11 protein-coding genes and 1 pseudogene are annotated in these 18,622 nt (G+C 74.2%); 9 read left to right on the top strand and 3 right to left on the bottom strand.

The annotated features are described in order from the left end of the window. Positions 1 to 13: 13 nt before the first annotated feature. The 3 genes and pseudogenes from ACRAKH_RS20810 to ACRAKH_RS20800 form a co-directional block, all read right to left on the bottom strand. A complete protein-coding gene (locus ACRAKH_RS20810; protein WP_380725037.1) occupies positions 14 to 2,311 on the bottom strand; it encodes an AMP-binding protein in 2,298 nt (765 codons plus the stop codon). Beyond that, a pseudogene (locus ACRAKH_RS20805) lies at positions 2,308 to 5,619 on the bottom strand (amino acid adenylation domain-containing protein); the annotation flags it as partial. The pseudogene ACRAKH_RS20805 and the gene ACRAKH_RS20810, both read right to left, overlap by 4 nt. Before the next feature lie 36 nt (positions 5,620 to 5,655). Continuing rightward, positions 5,656 to 6,654 (bottom strand): TauD/TfdA family dioxygenase, encoded by a 999-nt coding sequence (locus ACRAKH_RS20800; RefSeq protein WP_380725039.1) that lies wholly within the window; start codon positions 6,652 to 6,654, stop codon positions 5,656 to 5,658. Between the two features lie 298 nt (positions 6,655 to 6,952). Here ACRAKH_RS20800 and ACRAKH_RS20795 point away from each other — a divergent pair, with 298 nt between their 5' ends. Genes ACRAKH_RS20795 through ACRAKH_RS20755 form a run of 9 tightly spaced genes read left to right on the top strand, consistent with a single transcriptional unit; the run spans position 6,953 to position 18,567 of the window. Continuing rightward, positions 6,953 to 7,135: an MbtH family protein gene (locus ACRAKH_RS20795; RefSeq protein WP_380725040.1), complete on the top strand. Its 183-nt coding sequence runs from the start codon at positions 6,953 to 6,955 to the stop codon at positions 7,133 to 7,135. Between the two features lie 10 nt (positions 7,136 to 7,145). After that, positions 7,146 to 8,711 (top strand): amino acid adenylation domain-containing protein, encoded by a 1,566-nt coding sequence (locus tag ACRAKH_RS20790; protein WP_447009201.1) that lies wholly within the window; start codon positions 7,146 to 7,148, stop codon positions 8,709 to 8,711. Beyond that, positions 8,704 to 10,194, top strand: a complete 1,491-nt coding sequence (locus tag ACRAKH_RS20785) for an aminotransferase class I/II-fold pyridoxal phosphate-dependent enzyme (protein ID WP_380728354.1) — start codon at positions 8,704 to 8,706, stop codon at positions 10,192 to 10,194. The genes ACRAKH_RS20790 and ACRAKH_RS20785 overlap by 8 nt, the downstream gene beginning before the upstream one ends. Before the next feature lie 3 nt (positions 10,195 to 10,197). Continuing rightward, positions 10,198 to 11,292, top strand: a complete 1,095-nt coding sequence (locus tag ACRAKH_RS20780; RefSeq protein ID WP_380728356.1) for an acyl-CoA dehydrogenase family protein — start codon at positions 10,198 to 10,200, stop codon at positions 11,290 to 11,292. Further along, positions 11,292 to 12,197 carry an acyl-CoA dehydrogenase family protein gene (locus ACRAKH_RS20775; RefSeq protein ID WP_380728358.1) on the top strand — a complete coding sequence of 302 codons (906 nt, stop codon included), beginning with the start codon at positions 11,292 to 11,294 and terminating at the stop codon, positions 12,195 to 12,197. Before ACRAKH_RS20780 ends, ACRAKH_RS20775 begins: the two co-directional genes overlap by 1 nt. Next, positions 12,194 to 13,315 (top strand): hypothetical protein, encoded by a 1,122-nt coding sequence (locus tag ACRAKH_RS20770; RefSeq protein WP_380728360.1) that lies wholly within the window; start codon positions 12,194 to 12,196, stop codon positions 13,313 to 13,315. Before ACRAKH_RS20775 ends, ACRAKH_RS20770 begins: the two co-directional genes overlap by 4 nt. Position 13,316: 1 nt before the next feature. Then, a complete protein-coding gene (locus ACRAKH_RS20765; RefSeq protein ID WP_380728362.1) occupies positions 13,317 to 14,591 on the top strand; it encodes a lysine N(6)-hydroxylase/L-ornithine N(5)-oxygenase family protein in 1,275 nt (424 codons plus the stop codon). A gap of 15 nt (positions 14,592 to 14,606) precedes the next feature. Beyond that, positions 14,607 to 16,844: an AMP-binding protein gene (locus tag ACRAKH_RS20760; RefSeq protein WP_380728364.1), complete on the top strand. Its 2,238-nt coding sequence runs from the start codon at positions 14,607 to 14,609 to the stop codon at positions 16,842 to 16,844. Further along, positions 16,837 to 18,567, top strand: a complete 1,731-nt coding sequence (locus ACRAKH_RS20755) for a methyltransferase domain-containing protein (protein WP_447009200.1) — start codon at positions 16,837 to 16,839, stop codon at positions 18,565 to 18,567. The genes ACRAKH_RS20760 and ACRAKH_RS20755 overlap by 8 nt, the downstream gene beginning before the upstream one ends. The last annotated feature ends 55 nt before the right edge of the window (positions 18,568 to 18,622 follow it).

The raw sequence follows: 18,622 nt of genomic DNA, 5'->3' as shown, positions 1-18,622 counted from the left end.
CCGACCCGCGCCGTCAGCCCAGCATCTCCGCGAGCTTCCTCCGGTCCACCTTGCCCATCGCGGACACCGGCAGCTCGTCCACCGCGACCAGGTGCGCGGGGATCATGTACTCCGGCAGCGACCTCGCCAGCTCGGCCCGCACGTCGTCCGGCGCGGCGCCGCCACGCGGCACGTAGAAGGCGGCGATCTCCGGCCCGTGCGCGCCCGACGATGCCACCACCGCCGACTCCTCGACCATCGCCTCGCACCGGTTGAGCGTCGCCTGCACCTCGCCCAGCTCGATCCGGTAGCCCCGCACCTTCACCTGGTCGTCCACCCGGCCGAGGAACCGCATCGTGCCGTCGGGCAGCCAGCAGGCGCGGTCGCCGGTGCGGTACATCCGGTCCTCGCCGGGGCGGACCACGTCGGGCAGGAACTTCCGCGCCGTCAGCTCCGGGTCGCCCTCGTACCGCGCGGCCACGCACTCGCCCGCGATGTACAGGTCGCCCGCCACGCCGACGGGACACGTGCGCAGCTGCTCGTCCAGCACGTAGTACCGGGCGTTCTGCATCGGCCGGCCGTACGGGATGCTGGGCCAGTCGGGGTCGACGGTCGTGACCGGGAAGTGGTTGGACCACACCGTGCACTCGGTCGCGCCGCCCAGCGCCACCACCAGCGCCGACGGGAACTGCGCGCGCAGCCGGTCCGGCATCGTCAGCGGCACCCAGTCGCCGCTGAGGAAGACCAGCCGCACCGAACGGGACGCCGCGCCCTTGCGCAGCTCCAGGAACGACAGGACCACGGACATGGCCGCGGGCGCGGAGTCCCAGAACGTGACGGGCTCGGCCTCCAGGATGTCGGCCAGGTGGTCGGGGTCGGCGATCAGCCGGTCCTCCACGAGCCGGATCGACCCGCCGGCCGCCAGGATGCCGAACACGTCGTACACCGAGAGGTCGAACGAGAACGACGTGACCATCAGCAGCTGGTCGGCCGACGTCACCTCGTACGTGCGGTTCACCCAGTCGATCAGGTTCACCACGCTGCGGTGGCGCACGGCGACCGCCTTGGGCAGCCCCGTCGAGCCGGACGTGAAGATGGCGTAGGCCAGCGCGTCGGAGTCGATGCCCGCGGCCACCGGGTCGGCGGACCGGCGGTCGACGTGCCAGGCGGTGGTCACCGGCGCGATCGGACCCGGACCGCCCACCCGGAGCAGCACGTCGTAGCGGTGGGCCAGCTCGCCGCGGAACCCGCCGTCGCGCCGGCGGACCTCGACGGAGGCGAACCGGTCGCCGTGCTCGGCCAGCCAGGCGAAGAACGACGGGGGCACGCGCAACCCGCGGTGCTCCTCGTGGTCCGGGTCGATCAGGTCGGCGAGCACGACGGTCCCGCCCTCGCCGAGCACGTCCGCCACCGCGTCCAGCACGTCGACCAGGTAGTCCAGCCCCGGGAAGAACTGCACGGTGCTGGCGAGCACGGCCACGTCGTACCGCCCGCGGGCGTGCCGCGCGACGTCGTGCGCGAAGCCGACGGCGAGGTGCGCGCCGGGGTGCCGCGCCCCGGCCTTGCCGATCGCCACGGGGGACGGGTCGACGCCGGTGTAGTGGGCGACGTGCGGCGCCAGCTCCCGCAGGATGAGACCCGTGCCGCACCCGATCTCCAGCACGCCGCCGGACGGCCCGAGGGCGTCGGTGACGAGACCCGCCACGTGCCGCGCGTACGCCCGGACGTCGTCCTCGGTGTAGCTCCCGGCGGAGTCGCCGCGGTTGAAGCCCGCGGCCACCAGCTCGTCGTCGCTGCCCGCGACCACGTCCCACATCTCGCCGAGCACGTCGGTGTCGAGGCGGTCGGCCCACGGCCGCTCGGCCGGCTCGTCGAAGCACACCACGTGCCGCAGGCCGGGCACGGACCACCGGACGCGCTCGGCCACCGGGTAGTGCGCGCGGTCCACCAGCAGGTACCGCACGTTCAGCGACGTCAGCAGCGTGACCAGGCGTTCGGCGGGCCACCTCGGGTCGAGCGGCACGTACGCCGCCCCCGCCTTCACCACGGCGAGCAGCGCGGTGACGGTCGCCGGCCGGTGGTCGCCCAGCACGGCGACGTAGGCCTGCTCCGGGACGCCGGAGTCCTTCAGGTGCCGGGCGAGCCGGTTGGACGCGGCGTCGAGCTCGCGGTGCGACACCGTCGCGTCGGCGGTCACCAGCGCGGGCCGGTCGCCGTGCCGCTCGGCGGCCTCGGCGACCAGCTGGTGCACCAGGGCGTCCGAGCGGAACTCGCGGGCGGTGTCGTTCCAGCTCTCGTCGGGGAGGACGGCGGTCTGCGGTGAAGCGGTCACGTCAGGCTCTCCGGAGCGGTCGGGGCGCGGTCGCCGGCGGGTCGGGTGGTGACGGGCACCAGGTCGTCGGCCCGCGTGCGGGACGGCTCGCCGGCGGTGTGGGTGTGGTCGGCGGTGTCGGTACGGCCGGTGCTGTCGGTACGGCCGGTGGTGTGGGTGTGGTCGGTGTTGTGGTCGCGGAGGAGGTCCGCGAACCGCCGGGTGACCTCGGCGACGGCGGCGGCGCGGTCGGCGCCCATCGCGGCGGCCTGCGCGTCGAGCAGCGCGGCGGTCGGGTTGGCGCCGGCGGGCGTCCCGTCCACGGGAACCAGCACCACCTCGTGCCCGTCGGCCCGCAGCACGGCGGCCATCTCCCGTGCGATGACGGCCCCGGTCGACGTGCCGGCCAGGTGGTACGGGCCGCGTCGCTGGATCGCGCGGACCCGCGCGACGTACTCGGCCGCCGCCTCGCGCAGCGACGACGCGACCGGGCCGTCGCCGTTCAGGCCGCGCGCCTGCAACGCGTAGACCGGTCGGCCGGGTTCGAGGTGGTCGAGCAGCGCGGCGAAGTGCCGGCCGAGCCCGTCCGCCCCGTGGACGGCGAACAGCGGCGGCAGCTTCCCGTGCAGCCGCAGGGCCACCACCGGCTCGTAGTAGCCGCCGTCCGGCGCCCCGGCGAGCCGGACCAGGTCGGCCACGGTGGACTCGCGCAGCACGTCGCTCAGGACGACCGCGCCGCCGAGCGCGGCCCGGACGCGCGCGGCCAGCTTGGCCATCAGCAACGAGTGCGCGCCCAGGCGCAGGAGGTTGTCGTCCGGCGACACGGACGGCAGCCCGAGCGCGTCGGCGAAGAACTCGCACAGCACGTGCTCGCGGACGCCGTTCGGGGCGCGGCCCGCCGACGTGGCGGTGCGGGGCCGGGGCAGGGCGCGGCGGTCGAGCTTGCCGCTGGGCGTCAGCGGCAGCCGGTCGAGCAGCGTGACCGACACCGGGACCATGTGCTCGGGCAGCCGGTCGCGCAGGTGGTCGAGGAGGTCTTCGACCAGCGCTTCGGGCACCGCCCAGCTCCGCTCCCGCACGACCGGGGCCGGGGCGGGGGCGTCCGGCCGGCGCGCGAACACGTTGACCAGACCGGTGCCGCGCAGCGGGTCGGACAGGTCGACGTCGACGGTGAAGCCCTGGCGCCGCAACAGGTCCAGCACCGCGTCGAGCCGACCGCCTTCGTCGTGCACCTCGGCGACGACCTGGGCCACGCGCGGCCAGTGCTCGGCGCGGACCCCGCGCAGGACCTCCAGCTCGCTCCGCTCGGCGTCGACCTTGAGCAGGTCCACGCGCCGCACGCCGTGCTCGTCGATGACGTCCGAGACCGTGCGCAGCTCGCAGGTCACGCGTGTGGCGCGCAGCCGGTCGGTCAGCAGGTCGGTCAGGTCGGGGGCGGCGACCGCGCCCGCCTCGGAGCCCGCCTCGGCGGCGAGGCCGTTGCGCAGGTACGTCTCCACGACCGCGCGGTCGGCCGCCTCCTCGGCGAACCGGCCGGACATGATCGACAGCTCGGGGTAGTAGGTGAACGTGTCCGTGCCGGCCCGGTCGGCGATGCCGCAGTTGAACAGCCGGGCGTCGACGCCGTGCAGGGCGCAGTTCGCGGACAGCGTGGCGAACAGCTCCGGGATCGGCTCGAAGCAGTAGACCGTCCCTCGTGGACATTCCTGGGAGAGCTGGAGCGCGAAGTACCCGATGTGCGCGCCGACGTCGAACACCACGGCGTCGGGCGGGAGGGTGATGCCGCCGCGCAGGTACTCGCGCCTGGTGAAGATCTCCTCGTGCAGGAACTCGGCCTCGGACCTGCTGCGGCCGAACATCACCACGTCACGGCCGACGCGGTGCAGCGGCAGGTCCGGCGTCGAGCCCTCCGCGGCCCACGTGACCAGGGTGCGCACGGCTCCGGCCCGCGACCCGTCCGGCACGGCGTACGCGACGGGAACCGCCGAACCCGACCCGTCCCGGTGCACCGCGACCGCCGCCCGGGCGACCGCGGGGTGGGCGGCGAGCGCGGACTCGACCTCGCCGAGCTCCACCCGCATGCCGCGGATCTTGACCTGGTCGTCGGCCCGGCCCAGGTACTCCACCGCGCCGTCCGGACGCCTGCGCCCGAGGTCGCCGGTCCGGTAGAGGCGGGCGCCCGGCGGGCCGAACGGGTCGGCCACGAACCGCTCCGCGGTCAGCCCGGGGCGGTTGAGGTAGCCGAGGGCCAGCTGGGCGCCGCCGAGGTACAGCTCGCCCTCGGTCGCCTCGCGCATCCGGTCGTCGAGCACGTGGACCCGCGTGTTCCACACCGGCCGCCCGATGGGGACGACCGGCTCGGCGTCGTCGGGGGAGCAGGAGTGGTAGGTGACGTCCACGGCGGCCTCGGTGGGGCCGTACAGGTTCTCCAGCCGGGCGGAGGAGCCCCGGAAGAACCGGTCGCGGAGTTCGGCCGACAACGCCTCGCCGCTGCACACGACCAGCTCCAGGCTGGGGCAGTCGGCGGCGGACGGCTCGTCCAGGAACACGTCGAGCATCGACGGCACGAAGTGCGCCACGGTGATCCGCTCGGCGCGGATCAGGTCGGCGAGGTACCGGGAGTCGCGGTGACCGCCCGGCCGGGCCACGCACAGCGTCGCGCCGACCGTCAACGGCCAGAAGAACTCCCACACCGAGACGTCGAACGTGCACGGCGTCTTCTGCACGACCCGGTCGCCCGCGGCGATCGGGTACTGGTGCTGCATCCAGACGAGCCGGTTCACGATCGCGCCGTGCTGGACCACCACGCCCTTCGGCCGCCCGGTCGACCCGGACGTGTAGATCACGTACGCGGGGGTGGCCGTGGTGACGCCCGACCGCGCGGGACTCGTGGCGGGCCGTCGGGCCACATCCGCGACGGTGTCCGGTGAGTCGACCGCGACGACGTGCGCGTCCGACGGGTAACGCCCGGCTGCCTGCGCGACCGTCGTCAGCACGGTCACCGGCGCGGCGTCGAGGAGCTGCCGCCGGACCCGCTCGACGGGGTCCGCGCCGTCCAGCGGCAGGTAGGCGGCGCCGGCCTTGTGGACCGCGTGCAGGGCGACGACCAGCGCCACCGAGCGGGGCAGGTCGACCGCGACGATCCCGCCGGGTCCGGCGCCGCGCGCGACCAGCAGGTGGGCCAGGCGGTTGGCGCGCTCGTCCAGCTCCCGGTAGGTGACGACCTCGCCGTCGAAGCGCACCGCCTCCGCGTCGGGCGTGCGGGCGGCCTGCGCCTCGAAGAGGTCCGGCAGCGTCACGGCGGGCACGTCGTGCGCGGTGTCGTTCCAGCCCGGCGTGGGGTCGGTAATCACGGCGTCCCCGGCCTAGCCCGCGACCGGACCGCGGAACGTCGGCCGCACCACGGCCTGGTCGTAGCCGCCGGACCGCTGCTCGGCGGGCCGCGGCCGGTCCAGCCGCACGAGCACGCGCTTGAGCCAGCGGTCCGTGCCGTCGAACCGGGCCCGGTAGGCGGCCCGCCCGTGCACCGCGATGTCGTTGTCCACCAACAGGATGTCGCCCGCCTGGATCGGCACCTCCTCGCTGGAGGCGTCGATCGCCTCGCCGAGCCGGTCGTAGGCCGCGCGCAGCTCGGCGTCGTCGGTGAGGAACCGGGTGTACGACGGGTCGTAGCGCAGGCAGAGGCCGTCGTCGGCGCGCCACACCGTCGCCATGGCGTTCTCGGACAGGTCGCCGCCCACCCAGTCGCCGGGGTAGGAGTCGTCCGGCACGATCACCAGGTCCGGCCGGCTCAGCACCTCCAGGTCGCGCTCGTCGAGCACGACCCGGCGGATGCTCGACAGGAGGCTGCCGACGCGGTCGTGGTTGCGGAAGCACGCCAGCATCAGCAGGTCGGGGCGGTCGGGGTGGAACGCGTCCTCGGTGTGCCAGGCCAGCGCGGTGGTGCTGCTCGCGCCCACCTGCATGTCCTCGTACCCCGCGCTCGGCACGATGTCGTGCACGATGCGCCCGGCCTGCTGCCCGGCCCAGCCGAACACCCGGCCGAGCGACGAGCCGACGAGCACGAGCGCGATGTCCACCGCGCGGGTCGTCTCGCCGCCGCCTTCCTTCCAGTGCAGCGGGGTGGGCCCGGGGTCGCCGAACTCCGCGAGCAGACCGCTCGCCACCGACCAGCCGGTGGTCCGGTCCGGCAGCGCCACCACGTCCGCCAGCGCGGCGGCCAGCTCGTCCGGCACCCGTTCCAGGTGGTCGGTGAGCACCGTGTCGGAGGTCGCGCCGGCCCGCGCCAGCCCACCCGCGATCTCGTGCAGCAACCGGGCGGCGTGGCGCGTCGCGCCGTCGCCGCCGGAGTTCGTCTCCACCACGAGGTCTCCTCTTCGCGCTTCTCCGCGCTCCAGGCGAGTTGAATCCGTCGACCGTGCGGGAATCCGCTGATCGGCGCATTCCTATCAGGCGGCGGTGGTCGCCGGCTATTTCGAAGATTTAATCAGCGACCCACGCTGTTAATGCCTGATTAACACGGCACGGCTGACCTGAGGGTGTTCAGCGGTGCTTCACGGTGGAACCGCGCTGTGAAGCAAGTGAGGGCTTCTCCGTGCCGTCGGGACGCGTCCAAGATGGCATCGGACAGCCGTTCCAGCAGGTGAGATTGGTCGGAGTGCGATGAGCGAATACGTGGTCTTGATCAACGAAGAAGAGCAGTACTCCATTTGGCGAGCCGACCGGCAGCTGCCCGACGGCTGGACTTACGCCGATTTCACGGGAAGCCGCCAGGAGTGCTTGGACCACGTCGACCGGGTGTGGTCGGACATGCGACCGCGCAGCATCCGGGAAACCGCCGAATAGGGCTGTGACAATGGCGATCCTGCACGAACTCGTCTACCGGCAGGCGGCGCGCACGCCGGACGCGGTCGCGGTGACCACCGCGGGCGTCGACGTGACCTACCGCGAGCTGTGCCGCCGGGCCGACCACGTCGCCGCGCGGTTGCGCCGGCTGGGCGCGGGCCCGGAGTCGCTCGTCGGCGTGCCGACCGACCGCTCGACGCACACGCTCGCCGCGATGCTCGGCGTGCTCCGGTCCGGCGCGGGGTACGTGCCCTTCGCGGCCGACCTGCCCGCGCAGCGGCGCGCCCACATCGTCGCCGACGCCGGCATCGAGCTGTTCGCCGGTTCCGCCGACGCGCTGGCGGGCGTCCCGGAGGGCCGGGCGGTCGTCTCCGCCGGCGAGGAGACCGACGAGGACGTGTCGGCGCCGGTGGGGCCGGACAACGTCGCCTACGTCATCTACACCTCGGGGTCGACCGGCGTGCCCAAGGGCGTGGTCACCCCGCACCGGCAGGTCGTGAACTCCACGCTGGCCAGGTACTCCGTGTTCCCCCGACCGTGCACCTCGTACGTGATGCTCGCGCCGTTCACGTTCGACGCCGCCGTGGCGGGCATCTACTTCACGCTCGGCACCGGCGGCAGGCTCGTCGTGCCGACGGCGGACGAGGTGCTGGACCCCGCGCTGCTGGCCGAGCTGATCGTCCGCGAGCGGGCCACCCACGTGGACGGCGTGCCGTCGCAGTACGCCGCTCTGCTGGCCTACCACCCCGACGCCGTGCGCGACGTCGGCTGCACCGTCCTCGCCGGCGAGCAGCTGCCCGCCGAACTGGCCCGCAGGCACTTCGCGGCCGCGCCGGACAACGCGCTGTTCAACGAGTACGGCCCCACCGAGGGCACGGTGTGGAGCACGGTGCACCGCTGCGGCCCGGCGGACCTCGCCGACGACACCGCGCCGCTGGTGCCGATCGGCAGGCCGATCGAGAACGTCCGCGTGCGCCTGCTCGACGACAACCTCGACGAGGTCGGGCCCGGCGAGGTCGGCGAGATCCACATCGCCGGCGCGGGCCTCGCCCGCGGCTACCTCAACCAGCCGGGGCTGACCGCGGACCGGTTCCGGCCGGACCCCGCGGGCGCGCCCGGCGACCGCATGTACCGCACCGGCGACCTCGGCGTGGTCAACGAGCGCGGCGACCTCGTCTTCCGCGGCCGGGCCGACGCCCAGGTCAAGGTGCGCGGCTTCCGCGTGGAGCTGGGCGAGGTGGAGGCCGGCCTGCTGGCGCACCCCTCGGTGGCCGCCGCCGCGGTCGTCGCCCACGAGACCGCGACCGGGACGCGGCTCGCCGCGTTCGTCGAGGTCACCGGAACACCGCCGACGGCGGCGCAGCTCAACGCGGTGCTCGCCGAGCGGGTGCCCGACTACATGATCCCGGCCCGGTTGGCGCAGGTGGACAAGATCCCCCTCACCGGCCACGGCAAGGTCGACCGCCGTGCGCTCGCGGCGTCGGTGCACTCGCTCGGCCGGCCGCTGCCCGCCGGGCCCGCCCTCCCACCCCGTCCTGACGACGTGAAAGGCCATGACCGTGTCGAGCTTGCCTGACCTGCCGGTTCCGAACACCCCGGCGCCGCCCGCGGACGACGTGGCCGACAGCCTGACCCGGCACGAGTGGGCGGGCCTGATGAACACCCACAACCTCGCCGACGGCCACGCGCGCCAGGCGCAGACCCTGCGGATGCGCGAGGTGGTCGCCCGGCTGCCGGAGCTGTACACCGCGGCGGACGAGGTGCCGCAGCTGACGTTGCAGCGCGAGTTCGAGGAGGCGTTCTACGGCCTCGCCGGGCAGCACAGCGTGGTGACCCGCGAGCGCCGGCCGCTGCACCACTACTCGTCGTCGCTGTCGATCGAGGTGGTGGCGAACTACCTGCGGGAGAAGGGGTCGCGGGTCTCGCTGCTGCACCCGACGTTCGACAACATCCCCGCGATCCTGCGCCGCCACCAGGTGCCGCTCACCCCGATCACCGAGCGGATCTTCGCCGAGCCGGACGACCCGGCGTTCTACCGGGACACCGACGCGATCTTCCTGGTGACGCCGAACAACCCCACCGGCACCGATCCCGCGCCGGACGTCATGCGGACGATCGCCCGGCGCTGCGTCGAGCACGACGTGCTGCTGATCGTGGACTACAGCTTCCGGTTCTTCAGCGCGCACCTGGCCGGCTGGGACCAGTACGCCTACTTCGAGTCGATCGGGCTGCGCCACATCGGCATCGAGGACACCGGCAAGACCTGGCCCACGCTGGACCTGAAGATCGGCTCGCTGATCGCCGACGCGCGGGTGTACCCGAGGCTCCAGGAGATCACCGACGACCTGCTGCTCAACGTGTCGCCGTTCATCTTCGCGCTCATCCGCGACTACGTGGACGCCGACCGCGAGCTCAGCTCCCGCCAGGTCGGCGCCGTCAACCGCGGCGTGCTGGAACGCGCGCTGGAGGGCGGCCCGGTGACGCCGGTGCCCGCGGCCGGTCCGATGAGCGTCGCGTGGCTGCGGCTGCCGGAGGGCTGGCGGGCGAGCGACCTGTGCGACTGGCTGACCGAGCAGGAGGTGTCCGTGCTGCCGGGGTGGCCGTTCTTCTGGGCGGACCACTCGGCGGGCGAGGGATTCGTCCGGGTGGCGCTCATGCGGTCGGAGGGCGACTTCGCCGACGCCGCCCGCGCGCTGGCCGAGGCGTTGGAGCGCTACGCGTCCCGCGGCCAGGACGCGCCCGACACCGGGGTGGACATCGACGCGCTCGTCCTGCGGCTCGCCGCGGAGCTGCTGGAGCGGCCCGACGCGACCCTGGCGGACGACTTCTTCGCGCTGGGCGGCGACTCGATGTCGGCCATGCACCTCGTGGGCCGCATCGCCAAGGAGACCGGGCTGCCGCTGCGGGTCAAGGCCATGTTCGACGGTCCGGTGCTCGGCGACCTCGCGGCGCGCGTGCGGGAGCTGCGCGAGCGGTCCGCCGCGGCCGGCGCGCAGGCGCCCGCCGACCCGCTGGACCGGCTGCGGATGTCGTTCGCCGCCCGGCAACCGGGGGCGTGAGCGGTGCGGTTCACCCCGGACGAGGTCACCCGCGGGCTGCTCGACGAGGTCGACCGGGTCTTCGCGGACGCGGGCCCCGGCGCGTCGCGGCGTGAGCTGTTCGCCCTGCTGGGCGACCGGCGGCTGGTGGCCGTGCACTACCCGGAGGAGTACGGCGGCCGGGGACTGCGGTTGACCGACCACGCCGCGGTCGCCGAGCGGATGGGCCTGGCCGGGCTGCCCGACGAGGTCCACCTGGTGACGGTGCAGGGCGTGGGCTGCTCGCTGCTCACCGCGGGCACCGAGGAGCAGCGTCGCCGGTGGCTGCCGCGCGTGGCCGCCGGCCGGGCGTTCGCGAGCCTGCTGCTGTCCGAGCCCAACGCGGGCAGCGACCTGACCGCCATCGAGACCACCGCCGTCCCGGACGCCGACGGTTACGTCGTCACGGGTCGGAAGGCGTGGAACCTCTACGCCGACTGGTCGGACTTCGGGCTGGTCTCGGTCCGCACCCGCGCCGGGCGGGACCGCTACGACGGCATCAGCTTCCTGCTGGTCCCGTTCGACGCGCCGGGCGTCGTGCTCCACCCGGTGCGGCGGGAAGCGGGCGAGCCCTACTACACCGTCGTGCTGGACGGGGTCCGCGTCGGCCGGGACGCGTTGATCGGCCCGGAGCACCAGGGCTGGCCGCTGCTGATCCGGGCGATCGGGTTCGAGCGGGCGGGTTTCGACTACCTCAGCCGTGCCCAGCGGTGGCTGCGCACGGCCGGGGAGCTGGTCGACGCGGCCCCGTCGACCGAGCGGGCACGGCTGAGGGTGGACCTGCTGCGCCACGAGCGGGCGGTGGCGAACGCGCGCGCCCTGGCGTTCCGCGCGGTGAACACCGCCGACGGGTTCGACATGGACGAGGTGGCCTCCGCCTACTCGAAGCTCGCCTGCGGCGAGGCGGCGCAGGGCGTGGCCCGCTGGGCGGCCACCGAGCTGACCGGCCTGGCCGACGCCGACCGGCTGCGGGTCGTGCGGCACGCCCTCGCCGAGGCGCCCGAGCTGTCGATCTCCGGCGGCGCCGTCGAACTGCAGCTGGACCTGATCGCCGTCGACCAGTGCACCGGGAGCGCCTGATGGACATCACCCTCGGGGCGGCACAGCGGGAGCTGCGCGGGCTCGTCCGCGACCAGCTCGCCGACGTCGTGCCGGACGACCCGCACGCGGTGTGGAAGAAGCTCGCCGCCACGGGGCTGGTCGAGCTGGCGCTGCCCGCGGACCGGGGCGGCCTCGGGCTCGGTCACGCCGACCTGTGCCTGGTGCACGAGGAACTGGGCGCGCGGTTGTGCGACAGCCGGTTCGTCCGGGGCGCGCACGTCGTGCTGGACCTGTGGGCGCCGGACTCGGCCGCCGTGGCGGAGCTGCGCCGGCGGACGCCCGCCGTGGACGCGGGCCGGGTCGTGCCGACAAGCCCGACGCCGTACGACGGGCCGCGACCGGAGGTCGTGGTCGACGTCGCCGACGGGAACCTGCGGTGGCGACCGACAGCTGGTCTGTCCGAAGTGGACAGTGTGCCGGTGTCGGCCGACGTGGTCGACGGGGCGCTCCACCGGGACCGGGTGCGCGGCGCGGCGTACCACGTCGGCGTGGCGCGGCGGGCGGTGGAGCTGGCGGCGGACCGCGTGGCGACCCGCCTGCTGGGCGGCCGGCCGCTCGTCGAGCGGCAGGCTTCGGCACACCGGCTGGCCCGTGCCGCGATCGCCGTCGAGCTGGCCAGGGTGGAGGTCTGGGAGGCGGCCTGCGCGCTCGACGCGGGCGTGGACCGCCACCTGTCCCGCACCGCGCTGGCGACCGCGGTGGAGGCCGCCATCACGGCCGCGCACGCCGTCGTCCAGCTGCACGGGGCCGCGGGCACGTCCGACCCCGCGGTGGGCGCGGTCTACCGGGCCGCCTACGGCGCGGTCGACGTGTGGGGACCGCCGTCGGCCCTGTGGCGGGCCGCGGCGGACGAACGGCACGGCGTGGAAGGGGAGACCGCATGACCGGGCAGGACTGGCGGAACGTCACCGTCGGCGGTGAGCGGACCAGGGTGCGCGTGCTCGCCGACCTCGACCGCGACGCGCCGTACCTCTGGCCGTCCGTGGGCGAGTACCCCGTCTACGACGACTACCTCTACCACGTGATGCTGGAGGACGAGCCGCGCAACAAGCTCTTCCGCGACGCCATCGCGCAGGAGGCGCCCGGCGCGACCGTGGTCGAACTCGGGTGCGGCCCGGACCTGCTGTGGACGCTGTGCGCCGCCGAGGCGGGCGCGGCCCGCGTGTTCGCCGCCGACGTCAACGAGGACAGCGCCGCACGGGCCGCCGACCTCGCGAGCACCACCGCCCACGACATCCGGGTGTTCGGCGGCGAGGCCACGACGTTGTCGCTGCCCGAGCCCGCCGACCTGTGCATCGCCGAGCTGGTCGGCAACATCGGCGGCGCGGAGGGCATCGACGCGGTGCTGGCCGACGCGCGCCGCCGGCACCTGAAGCCCGGTGCGGCGACCGTGCCGGCCGCGGTGGGCACGCGGGCCGCGGCGGTGTGCCTGGACGACCTGCTGGGCGGCCGGTACGGCGTCCGGCCCGAGTACGTCGACTACGTGGAACGGCTGCTGGACGCCGCGGGCGGGTTCTTCGACCTGAGGTTCTGCGTCGGCAACGTCGACCGCTCCGCGCTGCGCACCACCGACGCCCTGGTCGAGGACCTGTGCCTGGACGAGGGCGTGGCCGACTTCCCGTCCGTCCGGCTCGACGCGCTCGGACCGGGCCGCGTGGACGGCCTGCTGCTGTGGCTGAACCTGCGCTGCGCGCCGGGGCAGCCCGTGCTGGACAGCCTCGACACCGTCACGAACTGGCTGCCCGTCTACGTGCCGTTCGCCGAGCCGTTCGACCTCGCGGACGGGGACGTGATCGAGCTGGAGTGCCGGGCCGAGACCGTCGCGGACGACATCCACCCCGACTACGCGTTCACCGGCGCGCTGGTCCGCGCCGACGGCGGCCGCACGCCGCTGGCCGCCGAGTCCCGGTACGCGGGCGGACCGTTCCGCGCCTCGCGCCTGCACCGCGCGCTGTTCGAGTCCGAGCCGACGGCCGCGCGACGCGGCGGCAGGGGACGTTGACGTGACGACGACGGAAGAAGCCGGACCGGTGCTCGACGTCGTCGGGTGCGGGTTCGGCCCCTCGAACCTGGCGCTGGCGATCGCGCTGGAGGACGCGGGCCTGTCCCGGGTGACGTTCTTCGAGCGGCAGCCGCGGTTCGGGTGGCACCGGGACATGCTGCTCGACGGCGCCACGATGCAGGTCTCGTTCCTCAAGGACCTCGTGACCATGCGGAACCCGGCGAGCACCTACAGCTTCGTCGCGTACCTGCACGAGGTCGGCCGGCTGACGGACTTCATCAACAGCAAGATGCTGCACCCGTACCGCACCGAGTTCCACGCCTACCTGGAGTGGGCGGCGGCCAAGGTGCGCGTCCCCGTGCACTACGGGGCCACCGTGGAGGCGTTGCGCGTGGTCGCGGTGGGCGAGGCGGACGAGCACGTCGAGGTCGTCGTGCGCACCGACGAGGGCGTGCGGACCCACCGCGCCCGCAACGTCGTGATCGGCGCGGGCCTGGCCCCGCACCTGCCGCCCGGTGTCGTGCCCTCCGACCGCGTGCTGCACAGCGACGGGCTGCTCGGCGCCGTCGAGGGCCTGCGCGCACGGCGTCCGCGCCGGCTCGCCGTCATCGGCGCGGGCCAGAGCGCCGCCGAGGTCGTCGACTTCCTGCACCGCGAGTTCGCCGACGCCGAGGTGTGCGCGGTGTTCTCCCGGTACGGCTACAGCTCCGCCGACGACAACCCGTTCGCCAACCGGATCTTCGACCCGGAGGCGGTGGACACGTTCCACGCCGCGCCGCCCCGGGTGAAGGACCTGTTGCTGCGCTACCACGCCAACACCAACTACTCGGTGGTCGACGCGGAGCTGAGCACCGAGCTGTTCCGCAGGCACTACCAGGAGAAGGTGCGCGGCCGGGAGCGGCTGCGGGTCGTCAACGCGGCACGCCTGCGCGACGTCGAGGAGCACGGCCAGGGCGTGCGGCTGTCGGTCGAGCACCTGCCCACGGGCGCCGTGGACGTGCTCGACGCCGACGCCGCGGTCTTCGCCACCGGCTACCGGCCGGTCGACCCGCTCGCGCTGCTCGGCGACCTCGGCGGCGACTGCAAGCGCGACGCGGACGGCAGGGTGCTGCTGGAACGCGACTACCGCGTGCTGACCTCGGGCGCCACCCGGTGCGGCATCTACGTCCACGGCGGCGGTTCCGAGCACACGCACGGCATCTCGGCCGGCCTGCTGTCCACCACCGCCGTCCGCGCCGGTGAGATCACCCGTTCCGTCCTCGACCGGCTCGCCTGACGCAGGAGGTGTGCGATGTACGTGCCCAAGCAGTACCAGAGCCGGGAACACGCGTGGACGCGGTTCGTCATGCGCAACCACCCGCTCGCCACGCTGGTGACGCCGGGGCCGAGGGTCCCGCAGGCCACCCACGTGCCGGTGATCTTCGCGCCGGGCTCGCCGCAGGGCGGTGACGTGGTCGGCACGACGTTGCTCGGGCACCTGAACCGGGCCAACCCGCACTGGCGCTGGCTGGAGGACGACATGACGGCGAAGCTCGTCTTCGCCGGCCCGAACGGGTACGTCACCCCGGTCGACTACCACACCGAACCCGCCGCGCCGACGTGGAACTTCGTCACCGTGCACGTCGTCGGCACGCTGCGGCGGATCGAAGACCTCGACGGGACGCTGGACGTCGTGCGCCGCACCGTGCTGGCGTACGAGAACGACTTCGGCGTCGGGTGGAACCCCGAGTCCTCTTTGGACTACTTCCGCTCGATCGGGCGCGCCGTCGGCGCGTTCCAGCTGCGGGTCGAGCAGGTCGACGCGATGTTCAAGCTCAGCCAGGGCCAGACCCCCGAGCAGCAGGACCGGATCATCGCCCGGTTCGAGGCCGCCGACTCGGGGGTACGCCGCGACGTAGGGAGGATCATGCGCGAGTTCGGTCTTGGCACCGCCGCGTCGGCCGATGTGGAGCGGCTCTCGGTGTGGGGAGGCGCGGCCGACCCGCCGTGCCTGCTGGAGTCCCTCGTGGACACGGCGAGGCAGCGCCGTGACGAGGTCGCGGTCGTGGACGACGGGCGGGAGCTGACGTACGCGGAACTGCTCGGCTGGGCGGGCGACATCGCCGACCTGCTGCGCGACCGCGGCGTGGCGGAGGGCGACCGGGTCGCCGTCGCCGGTCCGCGCAGCGCCGAGGTGGTCGCCGCGATGCTCGGCGTGCTGAGCGTCGGCGCGACGTACGTGCCGCTGGACTCCGAGTACCCGGCGCGGCGGTTGGCGCACATGCTGTCCGACAGCGCGCCCAAGGTGCTGCTGCACGTCGGGGCGGCGCCGGAGGTCACGACCGGCGCGGACGTCGTCGCCATCCCCAGGCCGCGCCCCGGCCACGCGCCGGACCCCGCGGCGTGGCCGGTCGTCGCGTGCTCGGCGGACCTGCCCGTCTACGTCATCTACACGTCCGGCTCCACGGGGTGGCCCAAGGGGGTCGCCCTGCCGCACAGCTGCGTCGACAACATGGTCGAGTGGCAGCGCGGCCACTCGCGGCGCGCGGACCTGCGCACCGCCCAGTTCGCGCCGCTCAACTTCGACGTGTGCTTCCAGGAGATCCTGGGCACGCTGGCCGGCGGCGGGATGCTGGTGATCGTGCCCGAGCGGCTGCGGTCGGACCCGTTCGAGCTGCTGGACTGGCTGGCGGACAACCGGATCGAGCGACTGTTCCTGCCGTACCTGGGGCTGCACATGCTGTCCGTCGCCGCCGCGTCGGAGAAGTCGTTGGCGCACCTGGCGCTGCGCGAGGTCAACACGGCCGGCGAGCAGATCGTCTGCTCGCCGCCGATCCGGGAGTTCTTCACCCGCCTCGCCGACTGCCGGCTCAACAACCACTACGGGCAGAGCGAGTCGGCGATGGTCACCGCGCACACGTTGACCGGACCGCCGTCGGAGTGGCCGTCGCAGCCGCCGATCGGCGGCCCGCTGCCCGGCTGCGAGCTGCTGATCGACCCGGTCGAGCCGGACGACAACACGATCGGCGAGCTGCTGGTGGCGGGCGCGCCGCTGGCGCTGGGCTACCTGAACCAGCCGGAGCTGAACTCCCAGCGGTACATCACCATCCCGCCCACGCCGCAGGGGCACACCCGCGCCTTCCGCACCGGTGACCTGGTGCGGCTCGACGGGGACGTCGTGCAGTACCTCAGCAGGCTCGACCACGACGTGAAGATCCGCGGCACGCGGGTGAACCTGCTGGAAGTCGACGCGTGCCTGCTCGAACAGCCGGGCGTCGCCGAGGCGATCTGCGTCGTCGTGGAGCTGTCCGAGGGCACCCGCAGCCTGCACGCGGCCGTGACCGCCGAGCCGGGGCTCCCGCCGCTGGACGTCGCCGCGCTGCTCGACGCGTTGCGCGAGGTGCTGCCGGCGGTGTCCGTGCCGGTGTCGCTGCACGTCCTGCCGGAGCTGCCGCTCACGTCGAGCGGGAAGATCGACCGCGAGGCCGTGGTCCGGCAGGTCACCGAGCGCATCGACCAGCGGTCGAACGCGGTGGGCCGGCATGGCTGAGCGCGGGGTGGACCACGCGATCGTGGTGAAGGGCGTCCGGGTGGACGCCGCGAAGGTGACCGCGGAGCTGCTGGCCGACGCGCTGGTGCGCGAGGCGGCGGTGGCGGCGGTCGACGGGCGCCTGGTGGCGTACGCGGTGCCCGAGCGGTCCGCCGACGTCTCCGAGGCGCGGGCCGCCGCCGTCGACTCGTGGCGGGCGGTGTTCGACGAGACCTACGGGTCCATCGGCGACGACCTGACGCCGGCGTCGGCGACCACCGGCTGGAACGACAGCTTCACCGGCAAGCCGATCGCGCCGGCGCAGATGGCGGAGTGGGTCGACACGACGGTCGCCCGGATCGCCGCGCTCGCGCCGAAGCGGGTGCTGGAGATCGGCGCGGGAACGGGTCTGCTGGTCCGGCCGCTCGTGTCGTCCGGGACCATCGACACCTACGTGGCGACGGACTTCTCCGCGTCCGCCGTCACGGTGCTCGACCAGCTCGCCGACGAGCTGCGGCGCGCCGGCGCCACCACGAAGCTGGTGGTGGCGCAAGCGGACGCGGTGGACGCGACCCGCGTCGCCGACGGCGAGTACGACGTCGTGGTGCTCAACTCCGTCGTCCAGTACTTCCCGTCGCTGCACTACCTGACGGAGGTGCTGGACGCCGCGCTCGCCGTGGTGCGGCCCGGCGGCCACGTGGTGCTGGGCGACCTGCGCAACCAGGCCGTGGCCGACGCGTTCTTCGCGCTGAAGCACGAGCTGCGCGGCGAGGCGGACGACGTGCGGGAGGCGATCCGGCACGACCGCAACCACGACGGCGAGCTGAGCGTCCACCCGGCCTGGCTGGCCGCCACTCCCGCCCGCGCGTCGCGGGTGACGTGCGTCGAGATCGCGCCGCGGCGCGGCGAGTCGACCACCGAGATGCCGCTGTTCCGCTACGACGCCGTGCTGCACGTCGACTGCGCCGACACCCCGGAGCGGGTCGTGCCCGAACCCGGCGCGGACCTCCAGCTCACGGCGCTGGAACGCCGCCTGGTCGCCGGGGCCGAGCCGTTCGGCTACCGGGCCGTGCGCAACGGGCGGCTGGACGAGGCGCTGGCCGCCCGCGACCGGCACGGGTTCACGCCCGCCGGCCGCGCCGCCGGGACCGGACCGGGCGTCGACCCGGAGGTGCTGTGGCGGCTGGCCGAGCGCCACGGCTGGCTGGCGCGGGTGAGCTGGGCGGACGGCGACCCGGACGGCGCGTTCGACGTGACGCTGCTGCCGCCCGCGCACGCCGCCGCCACGCACTTCCGGTTCGCCGACCCCGTGTCGGCCGAGCCGGTGGTCGCGGAGGTGTACCCGCCCGGCGTGGCGGCCGCGTTCACCGACCGCCTGCGCGGCGGCCTGGCGGAACGGCTGCCCGCCGTGCTGGTGCCGGCCGACGTGGTGTGGGTGACGGACCTGCCGCGCAGCGGCGGAGTGGTCGACGTGACCGCCCTGCCGCGGCCCAGGGCCGACGCGACCGCCGTGCGCGCGGAGTCCGAGAACGCCGAGGCGTCGGCGCTCGACGTGATCCGGGAGGTGTTCGCCAAGCGCCTGGGCAAGCCGTGCGGGCCGGACGACAACTTCTTCGCGCTCGGCGGCGAGTCGTTCACCGCGGCCATGTGCGTGCGCGACCTGCGCCAGCGGGGGGTGACCCTGTCGATCAGGGACCTCTTCGAGCACCGGACGCCGCGCGTGCTCGCCGAGCACCTGGCCTGACCGGGTCCCGTCCGCGTCCCGACCGAGCCCTGACGAGCCCTGACCGAGTCCCGAC

The sequence above is a fragment of the Saccharothrix hoggarensis genome, assembly GCF_052936025.1.
Note: the sequence above shows the minus strand (reverse complement) of the source record. Positions and strands in the feature narration are given on the sequence as shown.